The sequence below is a fragment of the Blautia sp. HCN-1074 genome (assembly GCF_037890165.1).
GTDB lineage: Bacteria > Bacillota > Clostridia > Lachnospirales > Lachnospiraceae > Blautia_A.
This window is the reverse complement of sequence record NZ_JBBKBP010000012.1, coordinates 1-21,972: the sequence shown is the minus strand read 5'-3', so window position 1 is coordinate 21,972 and position 21,972 is coordinate 1. Positions and strand designations below refer to the sequence as shown.

Genomic DNA, 21,972 nt, shown 5'->3' with positions numbered 1-21,972 from the left:
TCAGGCTGCCGCCGTCAGATTCAATCCCGTTCCTCCGGCTTTCAGAGAAATGCAGAACACCTGCGTATCATCCTTATTAAAACTCTCCACCATCTGTGCGCGCTTTTCCTTACTTACAGAGCCGGTCAGCATATAGTAGCTGATTTTCTCCTCTTCAAGTCGTTTCGCAAGATGATCCATCATTGTCGTAAACTGAGAAAACAGCAGGATTTTGTGGCCACCTTCTACCGCATTACGAATCATATTCAGGCACATCTCTTTTTTTGCAGAATCACCTTTATAATCCTCAAAGACTAATGACGGATCACAACAAATCTGTCTCAATCTGGTAAGTTCCGCCAGAATTGTAATTTTAGATGATTTAAACTCTTCTTCAGACTGTTTATCAAGCATCAGCATCATTCGTTTTACATGAGCATCATAAAGTTTCTGCTGCTCTCCTGTCAGCTGGGCAAACATGTTCTCTTCCAGTTTGTCCGGAAGGTCGGTCAGAACCTCTTTCTTTAATCTTCGAAGTACAAATGGACGTATCATTTTCTGCAAACGCTTCATCGCATCTTCATCAGAATTCTGAACTACCGGAATCTCAACCTCTTCCCGGAATTTCTTATAGCTGTAAAGAAAACCTGGCATCAGATAATCAAAAATACTCCATAATTCACTGAGACGATTTTCCACCGGTGTTCCTGTCAACGCCAGTCTAAATCCTGTCTGAATCTCTTTTACTGCTTTAGCAGCCTGTGTATTGGCATTCTTAATAAACTGTGCCTCATCAATAATCTCACACTGAAAACTGTATTTTTCATATTCATTACTGTTCTGTAAGCGCAGCACAGATAAACTTTTTTACCTTTAATTCAATTAAGAAGCGTTTCCCGACATATTTCTCATCAGCGTCTTTGAAATCATATTTTATGTACCTCTCTATAAAAAGAACCCCTCCACCAGGCAGCCTCAATCTCTGCTCAAAGTGAAGGGATTTCCTCATCCATCGCTATTTATTTTACACGATAACCTTTGCAACTGCAAGACCATAAACTTCAAGTTTATCGTTTCCGTTGCCATAGATCCAGCTTACCTCTCCTTCCGGTGCAGGAATGCTGACAGCCTCTGTTCCGAAGTTCTGGTAAATATAATATTTCGCATTTCCATTCTCTCTCACTGTAATCTCCAGTGCATCCGGAATCTCTTCTTTGATTCCACAGGAAACGCCACTGTCTTTTAATACTTTCTCAAGGAAATCTCCATAGAATTCCTTATCTGCATCTGCTGCCACATACCATGCCTTGCCTTCGCCATATTCATTGACAGTCAGGCAGGAATATCCTTCATAGAAATCACTTCCATAAGTCATTAAAGTACGTGCCCCGCGAAGTTCTACAAGGTCACACAGATACTTGCAAGTATAAGTCTTATCCATTCCAAGTTCATTACCCGGTACAGGAACGAAAGAATTCTCTTCCCAGTCATAAAGACCATCAATCTCTGTACTTCTGATTCCCAGCACATCCATCAGTCCATGCGGAGTTCCTTCCAGATAACATCTGTCAGTATCATCTGCGATTCCTGACCAGTAACTTGTCACCAGAACACCGCCGTTCTCCACAAATGCACGAACGTTTTCTGCGAAACCTTCTTTGAACATATAAACCATTGGCAGCGCCAGCACTTTATAATTGTCCAGATCACAAGTCATATCAATCACATCTACATTCACGCCCTGCTTACGGAAACCTCTGTAGAATTTCAGCATTGCTTCCAGATAATGCAGACCTTTATTTCTCGGGCCCTGGCTGTCTTCCATTGCCCACTGGCTGTCCCAGTCATAAATCATGGCCACCGGACTGCTCATTGTCGTTCCCGCCAGTTCCTTTAACTCTTTTAAAGTTGCTCCGACTTTGGAAACCTCTTTAAATACTCTCGTATCATTTCCACCGTAATGATCGATCACCGCGCCATGGAACTTCTCAGAAGCACCTCTGCTCTGGCGGATCTGGAAATAAAGAGCACCCTCTCCACCATGTGCGATTGCCTGCATAGACTGTGCAAAAAGCATTCCAGGTTTCTTTAACTTGCTGACGCTCTGCCAGTTTGTAGAAGTCGGGCAGGACTCCATCTGGAAGAATGGTTTACCTTTCAGAGAGCGCATCAGGTCATGGCACATTCCGTTATCATAAGCCGTATCGATCACTGCTTCTTTATGCCATGTCGGGTAAGTATCCCAGGAAACCACATCAATTTCTTTTGCAATTTTAAAGTAATCCAGACCTCCGAAATAATGCATCAGATTTGCGGTTGTCGGAAGTGTGCTTCCACCCTCTCTCAGCGCGGCAATCTCCTGATGAATGAAGTCTGCTGTCTGATGAGTAACAAAACGTTTCCAGTCCAGGTTCAATGCATGAAGCTGTGTCTCACCAATTTTAGAAGGACTTTCAATCTGATCAAAACTGTTGTAAGTATGGCTCCAGAATGTTGTGCACCACTGATCATTCAGGTTTTCAATCGTCTGATATTTCTCTTTCAGCCAGTTACGAAATGCTTCCTGGCAAAGAGGACAATGGCATTCTCCGCCATACTCATTTGAAATATGCCACAGGATAACACCCGGATGTGTGGCAACTTCCTGCGCCAGTTTCTTATTGATGATATGTACCTTCTCTCTGTAAACAGGAGAAGTATAGCAATGATTATGTCTGAATCCAAACAGTGCTCTGTGACGTGTCTCATCTACACGAAGCACTTCCGGATATTTATCAGCCATCCATTTCGGTCTTGCACCTGAAGGTGTTGCAAGAATTGTTGAGATTCCTCTTTTGTAAAGCTTATCAATAATTTCCTGCAGCCATCCGAAGTTAAATACTCCTTCTTCCGGTTCCAGTGTGGACCAGGAAAAAATTCCAAGGCTTACCACATTGCATCCGGACTCCTCTAACATATCAATATCCTTTGCCAGAATATCCGGTCTTTTTAACCACTGTTCAGGATTGTAGTCGCCGCCATGAAGCAGCTTGTCGGTTCTAAAATCCATACCTGTTCTCCTTTTAATTCTCTATTCTCAGTCGTTTTCTTTTTCATTACCATATTTAATACTCTATCCGATTTCAAAACACTCTCTTCTCGTTGCGTATTACTTTTCTCAGTCAAAGCAGACGGGATTTGATTTCATTCTTCTTACAGGATATAGTTTGCAATTACTCCAAGCACCAGCAAATGCAAAGGATAAAAAGCATAATAGACATATTTATTGATACGATCTTTTCTTTCTCCAGTGTAGCACCAGATTCCATAGAATGCAATCGGTCCGGTCACATACATCAGACTTATAATACAGCCCAGCACTGTTTTCAGCACATTTTTTGACTCAAACACATAGAACACAAACACAAGCAGCACCATACAAAGTCCATACTCTGCCCGGAAAATGCTCACCCAGACAATAGCTGCGATCAGGATCAGTACCTTTAACATACCACCTGTAAATCCGGAAGTTTCTTTAAACAGATCTAAGCATTTCAGCATAACCAGACAGATACACATCGTGATCATTGCATTCTGGCTGGAAAAATCCCATATTTTTCCACGAATTGCCAGATCATACGGAATCTCACTGACCAGAGCAGTAATTACCATCGTGATCAGATATTTCTTATAATCTGATGTATTTCGAAATCCCTCTACCAGCAAAAACGCAAATACGGGAATCGCCATCCCGCCAATAAGCTGCATGATGGACCCGATTCCCGCAAGTGTCATTAAACGGGAATCCTGGGACATCGCCTGGTTCAGACTTTCCTGCGTGTACTGGTCTAAATGGATCAGGCCTTTCTCAATAACAGCAATTCCAACAGTCTGGATCAGCATGACAATACATGCAAACATCTTCAGCCCATCGGCTGTAATGTCCGGAGTTTTCCAGACGATTCCTCTTCTTCCCGTTGTCATATTCATAATATCAACCTTTTACAGCACCGCCTGTAATTCCTTCCACATAGAATTTCTGCATGATCATAAACAGAATAGAAATCGGTACGGATACCAGTACACCACCTGCACAGAACTGAGTGAAGTAAGAGTTGATAAGACTCTTATCCAGCATCTTATACAGACCAATGGCAACTGTATATTTGGAAGAAATTCCGGCATTCAGAATCATCTTTGCATACACGAAATCCATCCATGGTACCAGGAAACTGCTGATAACTGTATAAACAACGATCGGGCGGCTCATCGGCAGAACCATCTGGAAGAAAATTCTTGCCTCGCTGCATCCGTCAATTCGTGCAGCCTCGCAGAGCGCTCTCGGAACGGTATCAAAGAATCCCTTCGCAATCAGATAGCCAAGACCTGATGATGCAGAGTAAACCATGATCAGACCAGCATAGCTGTTTGTCAGGTTAAAGGATTTCAGTGTGAAATATACCGCGATCATCGCCAGCATACCAGGAAACAGATTCAGGATAACCGCCATATTCATCAGCGGTTTTCTCATCTTAAATCTCATAACAGATGTTGCATAAGCAACCATCAGTACAAACATGGTGGAAATCACACAGGTAAAGCATGCAATGATAAATGTATTCAGAAACCACTGTGGGAACTGAGATACGGAATCCGGATGAAACAGCTTCAGGTAATTAGTGATGCTCCATTCCTTCGGAAAAAATGTACTGGTATTCATTCCTGAGTATGCGCTGAAGGAAGTACATACCAGCCAGATGATCGGAACCAGCCAGATAAATGCCAGCACTGCGATCAATAAATTATGTAATACTATAGAAGAAGTACGACTATCTTTCATCTTTTTCATTATTGATATGTTCCCTCCTTATCTCCCTTGATCATCCTGTTAAATGCAACCAGGGTGAATACTGCACAGATAATAAACACGATAATACCGATTGCTGATGCCATCTTATAGTTGTAGTAATCCTGAGTCAGACGGAACAGCCAGGTAACCAGAAGGTCAACCTCTTTTGCCTGTGAGCTTGCCATCGCCTGGTTCGTTGTTGTATAAACATCCTGTGTAAGCAGATAAATAACATTAAAGTTATTAATATTTTTTACAAAGTCTGTGATCAGAGCAGGTCCTGTTACAAAGAGCAGATATGGCATTGTGATCTTTCTGAATATCTGGAAGTTTGTTGCACCGTCTACTCTTGCGCTCTCAAGCTGGTCAGAAGGAAGGTTCATCAGAACACCTGTTGCGATCAGCATCTGATACGGAACACCGATCCAGATATTAATAAGGATAATCATTACATGTGCCCATCCCGGAGCAGAAAGAAACGGAATATAGCTTGTGGACACAAGTCCTATGCTTCTTAAGAATCCTGTCAATCCAATGCTGTGACAGATTGTATTGACAATACCACCATTTGAAAAGAAGTTACGCACCAGCAGAAGTGACACAAACTGTGGAACTGCAATAGTTACAATAAATAAAGTACGCCACATTTTCGGCAGTCTTGTTTTTTTGCTGTTGAGAAGCAGTGAAAGCAGGATACCACCGATATAAGTTGTGAATGTTGCAAAGAAAGCCCATACAAGCGTCCATCCCAGAACCCGCACAAATGCATATCCGAATGTGGATGTAAGACCACCGCCGCCAAACAGATTGATAAAGTTACTGAGACCAACCCATGAGAACAACTCAGTAGGCGGCATATGCTGCTGATCATAATTTGTAAATGCTACAAAGATCAAAAGCAGGATTGGAATAAAAGTAAAGATAAGAACTCCGAGCACCGGAAGTGTAAGTAACGTAATGTGAAACTTCTCTTCTGTCAGTGATCTGAGATCTTCTTTAAAAGTATTGATATGCTTTCCGGCTTCTTCCATTTTCTGAAGTGCATAAGCATTGATCACGTTCTTAAACCACACAACAGCCGCCGCAAACCACACAACAAAACTGAACAATGAAAACAACAGGATTGTAAAGGAATTATCATAATCATTAAATTCACTTTTCATTGTTTTCATGTTAAAGACTTTTTCCATCTTTACAGTACCAAGGGTACTGAATTTTGGTACATACTGCATTGCAAATTTCACTGAAAAAACAATCACTGCAATCTCCAGCAATGTCATCAGTGCTGCTTTCACATACTGTTTACGCTTTGCATAACCTGCACCCATCCAGATCAGGGACAGCTTTACAAACGCATCACCTTTCACTACAGCAGTACCAAAGTCAGCGAAAAATCCACCGATAGCTTTAAAGAATCCACTCACTGCCGCTACAGCAGAATTATTTTCCTGTGCTGCCATATCTTTCCTCCTCATAATTTCATATGGTTACTGTCTATCTTTAAAACAGCCCACATGCCGTTATGCATATGGGCTATCTTTTTAGTATTTGCTGTCAGATAGTAATATTATTCTACAGAAGCAGTAGCACCCTCTACCAGATTATCAAGTGCTTCCTGGATTGCATTGTCGTCATCTGCTGCTAATGTTCCCTGTGCAATCAGTTCTCCGAATGTCTTTGCAGGATCCCAGTATTTTCCGCCAACCTTCTGAGCCTGTGCATATTCAGACTGAGCTGCAAGTGCTGCAAGTGCTACATTTTCCTGAACAGAATCAGATGCTGCCACATTCTTGTTTGAAGGACCACTTTCTCTCTGATCAAAGAACATCTGCTGGGACTCTTCGTTTGTAAGGTACTCTGCAAGAAGAACTGCCCATCCGGAATTCTCAGAATAACCGTTTACACCAACATATTTGTAACCGGCAACTGATCCCTGCTGAACCTGTGCATCACCTACTGTAAATGTAGGAAGTTTTGTTGCTGCATATCCATCACCAAATGCTTCCTGTGCTGTCATAGCATCCCATGTACCGGAAACACATGCTGCAAGATTTCCTGATGCAAGCTGATTGGAAATGTCACCATCAGCAACCGCCATAAATGCCGGATTGGATGCAATATCAAGCATTCCTTTTACTACATCAACACCCGTATATCCGTCAGCACTTGTTCCGTTCCAGTCCATAGTTGTTGTTCCGTCATCGTTAAGCCCTGTTGTAAATCCTGCTCCATAGAAGAAAGAAGCATTGTACCATCCGGAAGCAAGTGTCATACCAACTTTCTTTCCAGCCTTATCAGCTGCTTCAAGAAGGCTGTCCCAGCTTGCTGCAGCTTCTTCTGAAATTACAGATGAATCATAGTAAAGAAAATATCCGTTGTCAGCAGCTCTTGGAAATGCATACAGGCTGCCATCAATTGTTGCTGCATCAATAGAGCCTTCAACGTTTGCAGCTTTTACATCATCAAGTGTTGTATCTGCAAGCTGCAGCGCCTCTGCATAATCATCAAGTTTCAGAAGTGCTCCGGCTTTTACAAGATCCGGAAGCTGATCATCTGCGAATGCATATACATCTGCACCTGCCTCTACGTCTGTCAGAATTGTATCTTTTGCAGTAGACTCAGATTCTACTCCAATCTGAATATCAAATTTCTGATCTGCATACTTCTCCTGAAATTTATCTGTCAGTTCTTTTAATAAATTCTGATCTTCCTCAGCGCCCCATACAGTCAGTTTAATTGTCTCGTCCTCTGCTGCGCTTACACATACTGTGCAGGAAAGTGCCATAGCTGCTGCCAGTAACGGTGCGATTACCTTTTTTACATTTTTTCTCATTTTCTCTTCCTCCTGATTTTTTGGTGGTTGTACGCAATCATTTCTTAAACATATTACTATTCACTGCGTGCACAGTAACCATAACGCTCTGTTTTTTTGTTGCGCAACCGATTGTTCATGTTTTTAGTATATTACATAATTTTATTAAAGTCAATTAGCCATTATTATCTAATTTTCAGCTGATATTTTGCTATATTGCACAATAATCTTGTTCGTTTTCCGTTTTTCTGCGCAATCGTTTTTTCAACCCCTGCCTCAATATAATGTCAATCGGATATTCGCAATCCGCTTCCGCTACGTGGCTCTACATCGAATAACTGCCCGTGAATCCTACAATCAGGACTCTCCGCCTGCAACGAATTGATTCTGTGACATAATTTCTTTCCGCTGTAGTGCGGTCCTGCCATACCATAGGAATATTACGGAGTAATTTCTTATGATTGATATAAAAAGGGAACCCTTATTCCAAGGATTCCCTACATTTCTCATATACTTTATTTATTGTGTTGATTCTCTCAGCACTACCTGATAATTAAGCGGTGTTATTTCTTCCTGTGGATTCTCTCCAAGAATCTTCAATAGCTTAGTACAAGCCATTTTTCCAAGCCGTACCGCATCAAACTTAATACTCGTAACCGGTGGATTATGATATTCCAGATTTTTACTGTCATACATACTCGCTGCTTTTATTTGTGCCGGTACCTGTATTTTCTTTTCCCTCAGGCTGCTCATACACATACTGCAGATCACGTCATCCATGCATACAATACCGTCTGCTCCTGCTGCATACAACTTACTTACTGCCTCTGATACAACCAGCTGATTATCTACATTCATGAAAATAAGATTCTCATCAACAGGAATCCCTCATTCATGATGTGCATCCAGAAATCCCTGATATCTGCTTACCGTAACATTGTAAGACTGATTTCCCCCAAGGAGCGCAAGGTGACGCATTCCCTTCATCAGCATAATACTTGTCAGTTCTTTTCCTGCCTCCTGATTCTTATTATCTATAAATGGAATATTCGGATCATCTGACGGACCGATCAGCACAAATGGTTCTCTGCACTCTTTCAGATATTTCTGTACCTTAGAGCTTACCACCGCCCTGCTCACTATAATCCCATCCACCTTGCGATTTGCTTCCAGACGCTGTATCTGCGATATATCTTCTCCGTCAATCATAGAAATAATGATATCATAATTATATTCCGAGGCTACTTCACAGATTCCATTCATACAATCTTTAAAAAACAGGAACTCTGTCGCAACATAATCTTTCGGCATTAACAGTGCAATATTATAAGTTTTTCGCTGTGCAAGGCCTCTCGCAACAACGTTTGGACGATAGTCATGCTCCTTGATAAATGCCAATACTCTTTCTCTGGTTGCCTGTCCGATCCGTCCCTTTCCCGAAATAGCTCTGGATACCGTTGTTTTACTAACTCCAAGCTCTCTTGCAATATCATCAATTGTATATATTCTCTTCTCTTCTTCTGTCATCATAATAACATCCTGTCGATATGCGCAACCGATTGCGTTTTTCGTATAGCATAACAAATTAACTCTCTTCTGGCAAGTTAATTCAGAGAAGATATACCGGAAGTTCCTCTTTAATACGAACTGGCCCTTCTACTGTCTCATTTTTATTTTCTGTAACAAATACTGCTTCCAGCTTTTTGGTATCCTGTGTGGAAACAACTGATTTCTTCACCGTTTTCTTCTCAAAAGTTGCTTTAGCTGCTGTTTTAGCTGCTGTTTTGGTTGTTGTCCTGGCAGTTGTTTTAACTGCTGCCGTATCTGCTGTTTTTGCTGTCGTTTTTGTAGTCCTTTTTGCACCTGCACTTGCTGCACGTCTGATACTCTCTTTGCCTACTGACATAATTTCATTACCTCCTCCGCTAATTTCGTATATTCTTTTGCACTTCTGCTTGATTTTTTATACTCTACAACAGGAATACTATTGTCCTGGGACCACTCTATGGAACTATCCACCCTGATTATCTGTTCAAACACGTGGATATCTTCCAATTCATGTAATGTTTCCATCGTCTGCTTATAGTAATTCTTTCTCGTATCCACCTTTGTCACCGCTATCCCGGCGACTTCAAGCTCTGGTGATATCTGTTTTACTTCATTTAAGAATTCAAACATATTTGCAAGTCCAAACATTCCCCACGGGCTTGCCTCAACCGGAATAATCACTTTATCTGAAGCACATAGAATGTTCATAACCCAGCCTCCAAGTGTAGGCGGTGCATCAATCAAAATGTAATCATAAGCTCCTGTCTCTTTAATCTTCTGAATACATTTCCGAAGAATAAATTCTCTCTGCCATTTTGTAAAAAGTTCATATTCTATAGAACTCATTAATGTAGAAGACGGAATCAGATCCAGATTCTCATATGGAGTATGTACCACATAACAACTTAGGTCTTCCTGCTTTTTAATCGCATAATACAAGTTCTTCTCCCCTGTTGCATGCTCCAGCACCCAGTCCTCTGAAAAAAACGCAAGTGACAAATTCAGCTGCATATCTCCATCAATCAGAAGAACCTTCTTTCCAGCCTGAGCCATTGCCGCTCCAAGATTAGAACAAGTGGTAGATTTTCCACTTCCGCCTTTATTATTTGTAAAACATATCGTTATAGTTTTCCCCATGGAACTGCCTCCCTTGTCACTTACTTATCCCACAATAATTGTTTTTTCAATTAATCTCATTATATGAGCTTTATCACGCATTTTCAACTATTTTCCATGCTCCAAAATCTTTTTATTTGATTCCCAAAATATATACTTGATTTTTTGAATATTTATGTTATAGTAATCGTATACTTATTATATAGTTTTTAAAACTACATGTTATTGTTTTTATTTACTCACATAAATGGAGGCGATTTTTATGAAATTCAAATTAAAAGATCCCGGAAGTGCTATTACACATGGAATCGCTCTGCTTCTCGCTGTTGCCGGGGCAATTCCCCTTATCGTAAAGGCTGCACGTTCCTATGACGTAATCCACATCGTAGCTCTGAGTATTTTTATCCTGTCTATGATTCTGCTTTATGCAGCCAGTACTATCTACCATTCCGTAGACTCTACGGAAAAAGTCAACAGACGACTTCGGAAAATGGATCACATGATGATTTTCGTTATGATTGCAGGAAGTTACACTCCGGTCTGCCTGATTGTTCTTCATAACCACATTGGCTATATTTTATGTGCACTGGTATGGAGCGTTGCGATTCTTGGCATCATCTTAAAGGGCTGTTGGATCACTTGTCCTAAATGGTTATCCTCTGTACTCTATATTGGTATGGGATGGCTGTGTGTACTGGCATTTGTTCCTATTTTCCATGCACTCCCACGCGCAGGATTTGACTGGCTTCTGGCTGGCGGAATCATTTATACTATTGGTGGTGTGATCTACGCATTAAAAGTTCCACTCTTTGATTCCAGACATAAGAACTTCGGTTCTCACGAAATCTTCCACATTTTTGTCATGCTTGGAAGTGCCTGCCACTTTGTTGTAATGTATTTCTTTGTAGCACCATTACCAGTATAAGCAATGTATCTTATTTTCTGGAATTGCCATAAAATCGGATATTCGCAATCCGCTTCCGCTACGTAGCTCTACACCGAATAACTCAAAAAGATGCTCTGAACAGTCACAATGTAATCTGCCAGAGCATCTTTTTATATGTTCAATTTTAAAACTCTTCAAAATTTATATAGTCCCACCCACTGCTTATTGCTCCTCGCAACCTCCGCAGGGGACTTACTTGATTCGGTTAAACAGCCACTCGTCTCTCCGGATATAATCCATAAGAACCATATCCTACACCAAAGTATCCATAGTAGCTCTTAGCTTCTGCAAATAATGGATCATATACTCTGCCGCCGATTTCAGCCCAGCAATGTCCGCTTCCATCAGTTGCCGTTGTATCTACACAAACATAAATATTTGTATATCCCAGCGCCTTTGCAAGGTATGCAAAAGAACATGCATCAGAGAAGCAGTCTCCGCCTTTTCCACTCAGGATAAGATAGTCATTGGCATATAATGCCGGCCATGCAGTCTGGTTGTAGAAAATTCTTCTGGTATCATAATAATGCTGATACATTACCCATCTAAAGCAAGTCTCAAACTTCTCACTTTTTGACATACTTGGTTTTGTGATCGCATTGACAACCTGTTTTGCTCTCTGTAAAGTTTCATATTCATATGCTCTTGTGGAATTCATTTTCTTTCCACTTGGATAATAAAAAGTACTTCCCTTCTTCCAGGCTTCCAGAATTCCTTTTTCTGTACAGTAATATGTCGTATTTCCAACTTTGACAGTCTTTGTTCTCAGAACACCCTTATCACTGAAATAATAATATTTTCCATCAATTTTTTTGACACCACTGTATCTTACTCCATTTGAGCCGAAATAATATTTCTTATTGTTATACTTTATCCATCCTGTTTTCATGAAACCTTTAGGACTAAAGTAATAGATTTTTCCCTGAACTTTACGCATTCCGGTCAGATACTGTCCATCTTTATAATATCTTTTGTTCTTTGACGCGTAAGTATACCAGCCATTCTTTACCTGTGGTTTCTGTGTTGGTGTCGGTGTTTCGATTGGTGTAATATCCGGTGTCTCAACCGGAGTCGGTGTCACTGTAACTCCAGGCATCTCTGCTGCCATGGCCGGAACGCTGAACGCCATACATGCAACACACACTGCAAGCCATTTCGTCATCCTTTTCATCTTTTTTGTCCTCCTTGTACAATCTGGTCAGAAATCCATCAATTCCAGTTTTTTATTTCTGGTAAGCTGCTTAATCTGATACTCCCGTCTCATTGCCTCTTCCTTCGTGGAAAAACCTTCATAATATACCAGCGTCACCGGTCTTTTGGCCTTTGTATATTTCGCTCCGTTTTTTCCCTCATTATGTGCTTTCAGCCGTTTCTGCAAACAGTTTGTCCACCCCGTATAAAAAGTTTCGTCTGCACATTTGACAATGTAAGTATAATTCATCGAACTCTCCATCTAAATTACAAATCTCCGGCTATATTGCCATACATTCGATTTCTTTTGTTCCCACAGACTTGTTATTAGCATCTGCTTATTTATTATTGATTTATAGTAACTATTCAGCAATCTCCTGTGAGGAGACTGGTCAGTTACAATTTATGTAAAGGACAATTGCATTAGCATCTCTGCAATCATCCTTATTTCTATAATAAACAGCCGGTATAAAGCACGTATCTCATCCGGACATATCCTTTTCTGACTTGCATTTACAATATCAGAACTATTTATATGTCAAAAAAGCAGGTAGGGAAACCGACTGAGGATTTTCTTTCCCACCTGCTTTATTATACGTTTATTTTCTTATTTTGTGAATATCATTTTCCGAAGATTCCAGAGATTCCCCCTGAATTTACCACCAAGGATCTTTAGCTGAAGATCCTCACGGTCAGGATAATATCTGGTTGAAAATACAGTCTCTCCATCATTCAGATAAATCTCTGCTGCCGAAGTGTCCGCGAGAATACGGATATTCCTGAGTTCACTGATTTTAGCTTTTCGCCTGTCTCTTCCCGCACCTGCAATTCCGGAAAAGCCAATTTCAGCGATTCCCTCTTCATATTTAAATATCATCTGACCACCCATGCTGATCTGAAAACTGCTGTCTGTTATTGCAATCTCTTCAAGTACCAGGTCAAACCCTTCATTCACTTCAACGCGAATCTCCGCGATTGATTTTTCATCATGAAGTATCGTTTTCTCTTTTCGAAGCCGCTCAAGTTCTTTAACAGGATACTGAAGAATTTTTCCATCCTGTACTTTCAGTTCTCTCGGTACTGTAAGGCAGTGCTGCCAGCCTTCATCGATAGTCTTATTTATATACTCTTCTTCTGCGTCCGGCATTCCCATCCATCCGATCAGAATCCTTCTTCCCTTATCGTCCACAAAGGTCTGCGGAGCATAGAAGTCAAATCCCATATCCCATTCACGGAAATCTTCAGTATCTACAGATTCATCTTCTTTTACCGGGAAATATCCGGACTGATAAATATTCTGGAAACGATATTCTTCCCGTTTAAGTCCCTGAGGTGATACAGATAAAAATTTCTGTCCGTCCAATTCGAAATAATCCGGGCATTCCCACATATATCCAAAAGCTTCCGGTGTGGTGATCACACGATCAAGCTTCCAGTCTTTCATGTCTTCTGATCCGTAAACTAAAATAGCACCTTTATCCTCTTTCAGGCGTCCTCCAAGAATCATATAGTATCTGTTATTTTTTTTCCAGACTTTAGGATCCCGGATATGACATGTAAAATCTTCCGGATATTTTTCAAAAGAAATGATTTCTTCCTTATCTCCGAAATGGATTCCATCTTCACTTTCCACATGAAGTGTGCTGGTTTCCCTTCCTTCATTAATGTAATCATAATCACCATCAATCTTTACATTCCCTGTAAAAAACAGATGCATCTTTTCATCTTCAACCAGCGCAGATCCAGAATAAACTCCATGACAATCATACGGAGAATCTGGGTAAAGAGCTGTTCCTTCATATTTCCAATCTACCAGATCTACACTTGTATAATGTCCCCAGAATTTTAATCCACCTTCAACATCAAATGGCGCATACTGAAAGAACACATGATATTTACCTTTATACCAGCATAACCCATTTGGATCATTCAGCCATCCGACTGGCGGCATCAGATGATGCCCCAATCGGAATCTGCCTTCTTTCATATCTGCGTTCTTTTCAATCTCTGCTACGTTTTTCTCAAGAACTTTCGTTAATGTGCTCATGCTTTCACAATCTCCAATACTTTATCAGCAGATGTTACTGCGCCTTCACGTAAAACCTTCACATCTTTATAATCATCTGAATTGGTTACAATAAGTGGAGTAGTCACATCATATCCAGCTTCTTTGATTTTATCCATGTCAAAGGACACAAGAAGTTGTCCTTTCTTTACCTGATCACCATCTTTTACGTGAGTTGTATAATATTTTCCACCAAGTTCTACCGTATTAATTCCGATATGGATCAGCAGTTCCATACCACTTTCAGTGCTTAAACCAACTGCATGTTTTGTATCAAAAACAGTCTCAACGGTCGCATCACATGGTGCAACTACCTTTCCCATAGCAGGAATTACGGCAACTCCTTTTCCAAGAACCTCAGAAGCAAATGTAGCGTCATTCACCATGGACATTGGAATTGCTGTTCCTTCTAATGCACTATAAAGTGAAAAATCTTCTACATTGTCAGCTGTTTCTTCCATCTTAGAAATCTCTTTATTCTCAGTTACACCAGTCTCGGTTTTTACACTTTCTATATCTTTTGTTCTTTCAATGTTTTCTGTACCTTTAGCAGAAATATTTTCCACATTCTTCTCGACAGTTTTATTTTCTCCGGCTGCCATATCCTTGTATCCAAACAGCCATGTCAACACAAAAGCCGCACCAAAAGCAATTACAAACATCAGAATATAAGATACCGGATTATTCAGGCAAAGCAGAATTCCGAAAATACCGGTTACGCCAGTTCCTGTAGCGCCCAGTCCTGTAACCGATGCAAACAACGCGCCAACTGCGCCACCAACACATCCCATCACAAACGGTTTTCCGAATCGAAGATTTACACCAAAAATCGCCGGTTCTGTAATTCCCATACATGCACTTAATGCAGATGGAACAGCCATAGATTTGATTTTCTGGTCTTTTGTTTTGAGTGCAACTGCAAGTGTAGCTCCACCTTGTGCGATATTTGCTGCTGACGCAAGTGGCAGCCAGTAGGTAACTCCAAACTTGGAAATCTGTCCAAGGTCAATGATTGTGTACATATGATGCACACCGGCAACAACTGTCGGCGCATAAAACGCACCCATGATAAAGCTTCCGATACCGAATGGCAGAGCAATCAGCCACTGAATACCATTCAGAAGTCCATTCTCAACAGCTACAAAAATCGGTCCGATAATAGATAATGTAAGATATCCTGTTACAAATACACTTACAAGCGGGGTAACAAACAGGTCAAACATCGCTGGAACAACTTTGTGAAGTCTTTTCTCAATCTGGGCAAGTACCCACACCGCAATGATAACCGGGATAACATGTCCCTGATACCCAACCATATCAATAGAGTAAAGTCCAAACCATACTTTCTGTGTTGCCTGAACACCTTCTGTTGCAACTGTCCATGCATTCTGCAGGTTTGGATGAATCATAATCATACCGATAACCGCTCCCAGATACGGATTCGCGCCAAATACTTTCGCACCGCTGTATGCAATCAGAATTGGCAGGAATGTGTATGCCGTATTACTGAAAAGCTGTGCAAACGTATAAATCGAACCACTGGTATCGATATTCAGGAATCCATTGTTAACCATGAAATTCAATGCTTCCATAATTCCCATAAGGAAACCACTTGCAACGATTGCCGGAATGATCGGAACGAAAATATCACCAAGAGTCTTAATCAGTCTCTGTACCGGATTTGCTCTGGAAGCTGCAACCTTCTTCAGATCTTCCTTACTGCTCTCAGAAACTCCGGCAATCTGAATAAATTCATCGTATACCTTATTGACAACTCCTGTTCCCAGAATGATCTGCATCTGTCCCTGGGCAAAGAAAACGCCTTTAACACCTTCAATATTCTCAATATATTCCTTGTCAGCCTTCGCATTATCACCGATAACCAGTCGAAGACGTGTGGCACAATGAGCCGCGGAAATAATATTCTCTTTTTTACCAATATGGTCGTATATTTCCTGGGCTGTCTTTCTGTAATCCATAATATCCTCCCTCTTATTATGTAATCGTTCCCATATTTGATTCTACTTTGTTTTTTATACATTTGTATTTTCACTTACAAATATATAAATCTATATGTTTTTCTTTATGGAATCGTTCTCATATGTTGTTTTTATTATATCCATCTTATTTTTATTTGTAAATATGTAAGATATCACAAATATTCGCTCTCATTTTTATACACTATATCCAAGATGCAATCGCGTCTATAAAATCTTCTGTCTGTAGCATCTTCTGTCTGTAACATCCCGTCGCATAGCCTGGTTCGCTACTCTTCATTCTGTTCCCAGTAACGTAACCATAATTTAACCGAATCAAATAAATCCCCTGCTTCACTTACGAATATCCGATTGACTTTGTCCAAAATTGCCTGAGACAACAGGACTTTATTTTTTTGCAGAATACCAATGTATAAATAACAATAAAATAATAAAAAGAGTTAAGAACTTCTATTTTGAAAGCTCTTAACTCTCTTTGTACTCTTATAATCTGCTATATATTTAATCTGCTATATATTTCTATGGGATTCTCTCATTACCACTTTGCATCCCATCTTTATCTCTTTATGTATCGATATATTCTCTGACTCCATCAGATCCACTAACATTTTTGCAGATTCCATTCCACTTGTCTTATAAAAGAAATGAACAGTTGTCAGCTTCGGTTCGATTATTTTCCCCAGATAACTATCACCCATGCCGGCGACTTGAACCTGATCTGGAATATGGTATCCGCTCTTCTTCAGCCAGTTCACCGCTCCAACCGCCATTGTATCTGTTGCACATATTAATGTATCGATATCCGGATGCTCCGTAAACAGTTCTTCTGCCTTTTCATATCCAGACTCCAGGGTAAAGTTTCCACACTTAACGCATGATTTATCTAACCCTATATTATTTTTTTTAAGTATTTCTTCTACTCCGGAGATTCGCATCTTTCCAACAGCTTCATCTTTATCTGTAACCGTAATATATCCGAACTTCTTTCCGGTCTTTAACATCTGTTCGGTAAGGCTCATCGCTGCTTTATGGTCATCCTGAAAAATACACGGATATCCTTCCAGGTGCTGCCCCAGCAAGACAATCGGTACTTTATATTCTTTCAACATTTCCCTGTGTTGCTTTGTCAGAATCGTTGCTATAAAAATCACTCCATCCACCTGATTATCTTTAAACAAAGAGAGATACTTTAATTCCTCTTCAACACTGTTATTGGTATTTGCCAGTATCATCTGATAGCCCTTCTGGGTCAGTATATCACTGATTCCGGCAACCTCCCGGCTGATCGTATTAGAATCAATCTTAGGCAAAATCACACCTACCAGTTTCGTTTTTTTCGTACGCAGCATCTGTGCCTGGGAAGAAGGCTGATATCCTGTTTCCTCTATAACTTTGCTGATAACTTTTTTCTTTTCTTCACTGACATAACCATTATTCAGATATCTGGACACTGTAGCTCTGGAAACTCCAGCCATCTTCGCTATTTCATTAATATTCATGCAAAAATTCCTCTTTCACGCTGTTTGTAATATTATTTCACACGTATTTTTCGCATTATTTGTTTACCCTATCCGGTGACAAAGGTTACTGTCCTCTCTGTCCCCAATAACCAACAAATTTTTTTCTATTATACTACAGATATACTTTTTGTTGCAAATATCAAAATATCGTTATATGTCCATGAAAATCGTCCGCGTTACTGTTCACCGTTCACTTCGTTCTCAATAGTGCACTTTTCAAACTTAATCCATGCTTATTAAATAAATTTGTGCCGTATACCTCTATATTTTTGCACATACAAATCAAACAAGTCAATCGGCTATTCGCAATCCGCTTCCGCTACGTGGCTCTACACCGAATAACTGCTTCGCAGTTTATCAGGAGGGGCTTGTCCCCCTCCTGATACAAGCAAATCCCCACCCACTGCTTATTGCTCTTCGCAACCTCCGCAGGGGACTTACCTGATTCGGTTAATATTATGGAAGATACGCAATCGGATCAATTGGTTCTCCATCTTTTTTCATTTCAAAATAAAGGTTTGTTCCTTCAGTACTATAATATTTTGTCGGCTGTGCAATATATCCGATAGTAGTTCCTTTTTTAACCGTATCCCCTTCTGACACAGTTAAATCTGTGAGCTGTCCGTAAATAGCCTGATATCCATTTCCAATTTCCATTGTCAACGTAGTGCCAGTCTGTGCATCCTGTTCTACAGAATAAACTGTGCCATTAACTGCAGCTACTACAGGTGCTCCTTCAACTGCTCCAACAGCAATCGCCGGACTTAGTTTGTACTGATCAAGTGTGGGAAAATATGTTGTCTGGTCCATACTGTAATCCAGCAAAATATTTCCATTGACTGGCCACTCCATCAATGTATCTTCAGAGAAATTAATTTCCGGAAGATTGATTGCAGATGCCGAAACATCTGTAGTTTCACTATCCGATGCAATAGACGCTCCATCACCAGTATTCATTGACGATATTCCCTTACCCTGCTGTGCATTACTGTCATTTTCACCAACAACAGAGTTTTCGTTATCCACATATGCTGTACCATCTACATCGTTATTATCCACAGTATTCCCATATATTTCCCCATCCGTAGTTCCATTTGCTGATGTCGACTCTGTATTATCTAAATTTTCCTCATCTCCTGACAGTGGATGATTCTCAGATTCAACCTGGCTCGTTCCGACATCTACCATAGACTGTTCATCTGTATCCTGCTTCTGTTCTTCCTGATCTGTGCTTTCCGTCTGCTCCCTTGGCGCTTCTTCCTTAATTGGAGATGTTCCTAACTGATATACCGTAATTCCCAATGCTGCTACAGCAGCCAGCCCAACGGAATTGGCAATAATTCGTGTAACTCTGTTATTCATCATATTCCATTCACCTCTATTTTCATCTTCATATCTATAGGGTGTCCAGAATATTATCATCTATTCAACAATTTTATATTTATATCTTTTAATCCTATAATAATTCCAGAAAATAATACACTTAAGCAAAAGATACCTATAGCAATCCGCTTCCGCTACTTGCTCATAACAGCATCAATCTCCACTATTTCCATTTCTGGAAAATAATATTCCAGAATTTCTTCCTCTGTCTTAGAATTTTTAGCCATCTCATTCCCACCATACTGTGAAAATCCTAATCCATGTCCTTTTCCTTTACATAGAAATCGAACTTTATTTCCTATTGTCTGGATCGTAAAATTTGCTGAACTAAGCCCCATTCCCATTCTGAATGATTCACCTTCCAACACTTTTCCATCTGCCAGAAGTTCTGTAACATAACCTGCACTATCCCTTGACTTTATTTCAAGTTCTTTAGGAAGTATATTCTTATTTATATATACACTGTTTAAAAAATCTTCTGATTCCTTATCCACACTGCTGTGTACAGATTTCAGATATGCATCCTCTTCACTGTGGAAAACTTCTTCTCCATCCCTGGTATCTCCTGCGCTAATCTCATGAAAAGGAACTAATTTCAGCTTATTCTCCCATGTAATAACTTTTCCCTTTGTTTCTTTTACTGCACGTTCATATTTATCCTGCATAATAAGCAAATATAACGACTTTAATGATTTGTTCTTTATTTCATCTCTAATTTGATTCAAAACAGAATTTAGTGATTTCTGCTCTTTTACTGTTCTGTAAAGATTAGATCTCGCAATAACTGCCTGCGCTTTTATTGTCTCCAATTCATAATTATCTCCAATTTGCCCGGCCACAATAACCGGTAATATTGTTTCCACATCAAATTTTCTATTAATTAAAGTCGTATCTACACCATTAAAAATTATTGTAATCATATAGGGAATAAAAAACAGACAAAAGACTCCCGTTGTTCCGGGGAAAAAAGATTTTTTCATATATAAGACCATCCAGGTTATCCGATCATCGATTTCTAATGATCTTCTTTCCTTTTAGTATATACACCTATATCTTTCTGTATGTACACTTTTCAAAATTCCATTGCCGTAGGCAATCTGGAATGAATTTTGGCTACGTTACTGAGAACGAAGTGAACAGTAACGTATACGGGGATTTTCACCCCGTATTAAAATATACAGATTTATTTATCCTGTTCTGAATTCTAGGCTCATCCCAGTAAATAATTTTATTTTTCCGGGAACTCTTTTTTTCATCAGGCTGTAAATATGATCTGTCTTTCTTTGAATCTCTGTCCTTCACAATATATTCTGAAATCATTTTGGCTTTCGGAGTTTCATAGACAAAACACATTCCCATTCCAAGGCTTTTCCATAATGCATTTAAACATCCTGTTTTTCTCTCTTCATGTCTTCTAGCACTATTCTGGCATACACATTTCTGATCTTTTATTTTTGCAAATCCCATTACAAAGCAGGTAACAGCCGTCATAATCATCTGGAAATAATTCTTCAGATCTTTTATAGAATTCTTCATGGAAACTCCTCCTGTTCTGCATTACATATATTATTGCCATACAAGCCTGTCCACCGCTAAGACTGCGCACTTCCTACGGCTATCAGGTACTAATACTTTATGCAGCAACCCTCTATGTTTAGAACCATATGATAATATTTCCTTAATTTCGTCTTTCTGTAAGTTCCCTGCTCCAATTTCGAAGAACAATAAGCAGTAGATGGTGACTTACTTGTACCCCCTTTTACTAAACTGCAAAGCAGTTATTCGGTTATAGTCAAGTATCGGAAGTGAAGTGCAAATATCCGATTGACAAATAATAATAAAATTTTATACACAAAAAAACTTCTATGGAATATCATAGAAGTTAAAAGTGAAGCATCGGGGATTCGAACCCCGGACAACTTGATTAAAAGTCAAGTGCTCTACCGACTGAGCTAATGCTCCATATTTATTTAATTGTCACTTTCAAAGTGAATGCCCAGAGCCGGAATCGAACCAGCGACACGAGGATTTTCAGTCCTCTGCTCTACCAACTGAGCTATCTGGGCAAAATAGCGGGGACAGGATTTGAACCTATGACCTTCGGGTTATGAGCCCGACGAGCTTCCAGACTGCTCCACCCCGCGATATTCATTATTGAATTAAAAGCCGATGATCGGACTCGAACCGATAACCTGCTGATTACAAATCAGCTGCTCTGCCAATTGAGCCACATCGGCTTAGCTATTGAGCTAAGTGGATGGAGAAGGATTCGAACCTTCGAAAGCGTTGCTAACAGATTTACAGTCTGCCCCCTTTGGCCACTCGGGAATCCATCCAAGTATGGAACCTATAGGGCTCGAACCTATGACCCTCTGCTTGTAAGGCAGATGCTCTCCCAGCTGAGCTAAGATTCCATATCCATATGCAATTTACTAAACTCGTTAGCTTATTGCTAACGACCCAGAAGAGACTCGAACTCTCGACCTCCGCCGTGACAGGGCGGCGCTCTAACCAACTGAGCCACTGGGCCATTAAAGGTTTTGCACCTTCAAAACTACATACATGTTGACATTTCCTTGAGAATTAA

The 21,972-nt window shown here is 40.1% G+C and carries 19 protein-coding genes, 7 tRNA genes and 1 pseudogene; 1 reads left to right on the top strand and 26 read right to left on the bottom strand.

What is annotated here, in order from left to right; genetic code table 11:
* Positions 1–6: 6 nt before the first annotated feature.
* From WKT11_RS11270 to WKT11_RS11220, 11 genes and pseudogenes are all read right to left on the bottom strand, one after another.
* Positions 7–822, bottom strand: a pseudogene (locus WKT11_RS11270) (DEAD/DEAH box helicase); the annotation flags it as partial.
* Positions 823–1,003: 181 nt separating this feature from the next.
* Positions 1,004–3,028 carry a beta-galactosidase gene (locus WKT11_RS11265; RefSeq protein ID WP_118247645.1) on the bottom strand — a complete coding sequence of 675 codons (2,025 nt, stop codon included), beginning with the start codon at positions 3,026–3,028 and terminating at the stop codon, positions 1,004–1,006.
* Complete coding sequence (locus WKT11_RS11260; RefSeq protein ID WP_173719837.1) at positions 2,968–3,105, bottom strand: hypothetical protein; 138 nt, start codon at positions 3,103–3,105, stop codon at positions 2,968–2,970. The genes WKT11_RS11265 and WKT11_RS11260 overlap by 61 nt, the downstream gene beginning before the upstream one ends.
* Before the next feature lie 66 nt (positions 3,106–3,171).
* Positions 3,172–3,948, bottom strand: a complete 777-nt coding sequence (locus WKT11_RS11255) for a TraX family protein (RefSeq protein ID WP_226824601.1) — start codon at positions 3,946–3,948, stop codon at positions 3,172–3,174.
* Positions 3,949–3,952: 4 nt separating this feature from the next.
* Positions 3,953–4,807 (bottom strand): sugar ABC transporter permease, encoded by an 855-nt coding sequence (locus WKT11_RS11250; RefSeq protein ID WP_117676846.1) that lies wholly within the window; start codon positions 4,805–4,807, stop codon positions 3,953–3,955.
* Positions 4,807–6,267 carry a carbohydrate ABC transporter permease gene (locus WKT11_RS11245; RefSeq protein WP_117676845.1) on the bottom strand — a complete coding sequence of 487 codons (1,461 nt, stop codon included), beginning with the start codon at positions 6,265–6,267 and terminating at the stop codon, positions 4,807–4,809. Before WKT11_RS11245 ends, WKT11_RS11250 begins: the two co-directional genes overlap by 1 nt.
* A gap of 107 nt (positions 6,268–6,374) precedes the next feature.
* A complete protein-coding gene (locus WKT11_RS11240; RefSeq protein WP_118137739.1) occupies positions 6,375–7,640 on the bottom strand; it encodes an extracellular solute-binding protein in 1,266 nt (421 codons plus the stop codon).
* A 498-nt stretch (positions 7,641–8,138) separates the two neighbouring features.
* Positions 8,139–8,477 carry a substrate-binding domain-containing protein gene (locus WKT11_RS11235; protein WP_340284352.1) on the bottom strand — a complete coding sequence of 113 codons (339 nt, stop codon included), beginning with the start codon at positions 8,475–8,477 and terminating at the stop codon, positions 8,139–8,141.
* Positions 8,478–8,507: 30 nt separating this feature from the next.
* Positions 8,508–9,149, bottom strand: coding sequence for a LacI family DNA-binding transcriptional regulator (locus WKT11_RS11230; protein WP_340284350.1), 642 nt, complete (start codon positions 9,147–9,149; stop codon positions 8,508–8,510).
* A 79-nt stretch (positions 9,150–9,228) separates the two neighbouring features.
* Positions 9,229–9,525 carry a hypothetical protein gene (locus WKT11_RS11225; protein WP_117676842.1) on the bottom strand — a complete coding sequence of 99 codons (297 nt, stop codon included), beginning with the start codon at positions 9,523–9,525 and terminating at the stop codon, positions 9,229–9,231.
* Entirely contained in the window at positions 9,516–10,304 is a 789-nt protein-coding gene (locus tag WKT11_RS11220) for a ParA family protein (protein WP_117676841.1), read from the bottom strand. Before WKT11_RS11220 ends, WKT11_RS11225 begins: the two co-directional genes overlap by 10 nt.
* A 241-nt stretch (positions 10,305–10,545) precedes the next feature.
* Between WKT11_RS11220 and trhA the strand changes: the two genes are divergently transcribed.
* Positions 10,546–11,208, top strand: a complete 663-nt coding sequence (gene trhA, locus WKT11_RS11215) for a PAQR family membrane homeostasis protein TrhA (protein WP_117676840.1) — start codon at positions 10,546–10,548, stop codon at positions 11,206–11,208.
* 226 nt (positions 11,209–11,434) lie between these two features.
* Here the strand turns inward: trhA and WKT11_RS11210 are convergent, their stop codons facing one another.
* The 15 genes from WKT11_RS11210 to WKT11_RS11140 all read right to left on the bottom strand — a co-directional run bounded on the left by WKT11_RS11210 (position 11,435) and on the right by WKT11_RS11140 (position 21,915).
* The gene (locus tag WKT11_RS11210; RefSeq protein ID WP_243098577.1) at positions 11,435–12,400 is read right to left on the bottom strand and encodes an N-acetylmuramoyl-L-alanine amidase family protein; all 966 of its coding nucleotides are present in this window, start codon (positions 12,398–12,400) and stop codon (positions 11,435–11,437) included.
* Positions 12,401–12,427: 27 nt separating this feature from the next.
* Positions 12,428–12,670, bottom strand: a complete 243-nt coding sequence (locus WKT11_RS11205; protein WP_117676839.1) for a GIY-YIG nuclease family protein — start codon at positions 12,668–12,670, stop codon at positions 12,428–12,430.
* A 357-nt stretch (positions 12,671–13,027) separates the two neighbouring features.
* Positions 13,028–14,467 carry a glycoside hydrolase family 32 protein gene (locus tag WKT11_RS11200; RefSeq protein WP_118411026.1) on the bottom strand — a complete coding sequence of 480 codons (1,440 nt, stop codon included), beginning with the start codon at positions 14,465–14,467 and terminating at the stop codon, positions 13,028–13,030.
* Positions 14,464–16,464 carry a PTS beta-glucoside transporter subunit IIBCA gene (locus tag WKT11_RS11195; protein WP_119242177.1) on the bottom strand — a complete coding sequence of 667 codons (2,001 nt, stop codon included), beginning with the start codon at positions 16,462–16,464 and terminating at the stop codon, positions 14,464–14,466. The genes WKT11_RS11200 and WKT11_RS11195 overlap by 4 nt, the downstream gene beginning before the upstream one ends.
* 527 nt (positions 16,465–16,991) lie before the next feature.
* Positions 16,992–17,981 carry a LacI family DNA-binding transcriptional regulator gene (locus tag WKT11_RS11190; RefSeq protein ID WP_117676836.1) on the bottom strand — a complete coding sequence of 330 codons (990 nt, stop codon included), beginning with the start codon at positions 17,979–17,981 and terminating at the stop codon, positions 16,992–16,994.
* A 477-nt stretch (positions 17,982–18,458) separates the two neighbouring features.
* Entirely contained in the window at positions 18,459–19,367 is a 909-nt protein-coding gene (locus tag WKT11_RS11185; RefSeq protein ID WP_117846351.1) for a M23 family metallopeptidase, read from the bottom strand.
* A gap of 152 nt (positions 19,368–19,519) precedes the next feature.
* Positions 19,520–20,305, bottom strand: coding sequence for a SpoIID/LytB domain-containing protein (locus tag WKT11_RS11180; protein ID WP_243010111.1), 786 nt, complete (start codon positions 20,303–20,305; stop codon positions 19,520–19,522).
* Between the two features lie 238 nt (positions 20,306–20,543).
* Positions 20,544–20,921 carry a hypothetical protein gene (locus WKT11_RS11175; RefSeq protein ID WP_117676833.1) on the bottom strand — a complete coding sequence of 126 codons (378 nt, stop codon included), beginning with the start codon at positions 20,919–20,921 and terminating at the stop codon, positions 20,544–20,546.
* A 353-nt stretch (positions 20,922–21,274) separates the two neighbouring features.
* A tRNA-Lys gene (locus WKT11_RS11170) sits at positions 21,275–21,347 on the bottom strand.
* A gap of 31 nt (positions 21,348–21,378) precedes the next feature.
* Positions 21,379–21,451: transfer RNA gene (locus WKT11_RS11165), tRNA-Phe, on the bottom strand.
* 4 nt (positions 21,452–21,455) lie between these two features.
* Positions 21,456–21,529, bottom strand: a tRNA-Met gene (locus WKT11_RS11160).
* A 20-nt stretch (positions 21,530–21,549) separates the two neighbouring features.
* Positions 21,550–21,622: transfer RNA gene (locus WKT11_RS11155), tRNA-Thr, on the bottom strand.
* Positions 21,623–21,639: 17 nt separating this feature from the next.
* Positions 21,640–21,721 (bottom strand) — tRNA-Tyr (locus WKT11_RS11150).
* A 5-nt stretch (positions 21,722–21,726) separates the two neighbouring features.
* A tRNA-Val gene (locus tag WKT11_RS11145) sits at positions 21,727–21,799 on the bottom strand.
* A gap of 42 nt (positions 21,800–21,841) precedes the next feature.
* Positions 21,842–21,915: transfer RNA gene (locus tag WKT11_RS11140), tRNA-Asp, on the bottom strand.
* Positions 21,916–21,972 lie beyond the last annotated feature (57 nt).

What these genes read in the sequence shown, in the direction of transcription:
- WKT11_RS11265 (WP_118247645.1), bottom strand. Translation starts at nt 3,028, where the DNA reads ATGGATTTTAGAACCGACAAGCTGCTTCATGGCGGCGACTACAATCCT.
- WKT11_RS11255 (WP_226824601.1), bottom strand. Translation starts at nt 3,948, where the DNA reads ATGAATATGACAACGGGAAGAAGAGGAATCGTCTGGAAAACTCCGGAC.
- WKT11_RS11250 (WP_117676846.1), bottom strand. Translation starts at nt 4,807, where the DNA reads ATGAAAAAGATGAAAGATAGTCGTACTTCTTCTATAGTATTACATAAT.
- WKT11_RS11245 (WP_117676845.1), bottom strand. Translation starts at nt 6,267, where the DNA reads ATGGCAGCACAGGAAAATAATTCTGCTGTAGCGGCAGTGAGTGGATTC.
- WKT11_RS11240 (WP_118137739.1), bottom strand. Translation starts at nt 7,640, where the DNA reads ATGAGAAAAAATGTAAAAAAGGTAATCGCACCGTTACTGGCAGCAGCT.
- WKT11_RS11235 (WP_340284352.1), bottom strand. Translation starts at nt 8,477, where the DNA reads ATGAATGTAGATAATCAGCTGGTTGTATCAGAGGCAGTAAGTAAGTTG.
- WKT11_RS11230 (WP_340284350.1), bottom strand. Translation starts at nt 9,149, where the DNA reads ATGATGACAGAAGAAGAGAAGAGAATATATACAATTGATGATATTGCA.
- WKT11_RS11225 (WP_117676842.1), bottom strand. Translation starts at nt 9,525, where the DNA reads ATGTCAGTAGGCAAAGAGAGTATCAGACGTGCAGCAAGTGCAGGTGCA.
- WKT11_RS11220 (WP_117676841.1), bottom strand. Translation starts at nt 10,304, where the DNA reads ATGGGGAAAACTATAACGATATGTTTTACAAATAATAAAGGCGGAAGT.
- trhA (WP_117676840.1), top strand. Translation starts at nt 10,546, where the DNA reads ATGAAATTCAAATTAAAAGATCCCGGAAGTGCTATTACACATGGAATC.
- WKT11_RS11210 (WP_243098577.1), bottom strand. Translation starts at nt 12,400, where the DNA reads ATGAAAAGGATGACGAAATGGCTTGCAGTGTGTGTTGCATGTATGGCG.
- WKT11_RS11205 (WP_117676839.1), bottom strand. Translation starts at nt 12,670, where the DNA reads ATGAATTATACTTACATTGTCAAATGTGCAGACGAAACTTTTTATACG.
- WKT11_RS11200 (WP_118411026.1), bottom strand. Translation starts at nt 14,467, where the DNA reads ATGAGCACATTAACGAAAGTTCTTGAGAAAAACGTAGCAGAGATTGAA.
- WKT11_RS11195 (WP_119242177.1), bottom strand. Translation starts at nt 16,464, where the DNA reads ATGGATTACAGAAAGACAGCCCAGGAAATATACGACCATATTGGTAAA.
- WKT11_RS11190 (WP_117676836.1), bottom strand. Translation starts at nt 17,981, where the DNA reads ATGAATATTAATGAAATAGCGAAGATGGCTGGAGTTTCCAGAGCTACA.
- WKT11_RS11185 (WP_117846351.1), bottom strand. Translation starts at nt 19,367, where the DNA reads ATGATGAATAACAGAGTTACACGAATTATTGCCAATTCCGTTGGGCTG.
- WKT11_RS11180 (WP_243010111.1), bottom strand. Translation starts at nt 20,305, where the DNA reads ATGATTACAATAATTTTTAATGGTGTAGATACGACTTTAATTAATAGA.
- WKT11_RS11175 (WP_117676833.1), bottom strand. Translation starts at nt 20,921, where the DNA reads ATGAAGAATTCTATAAAAGATCTGAAGAATTATTTCCAGATGATTATG.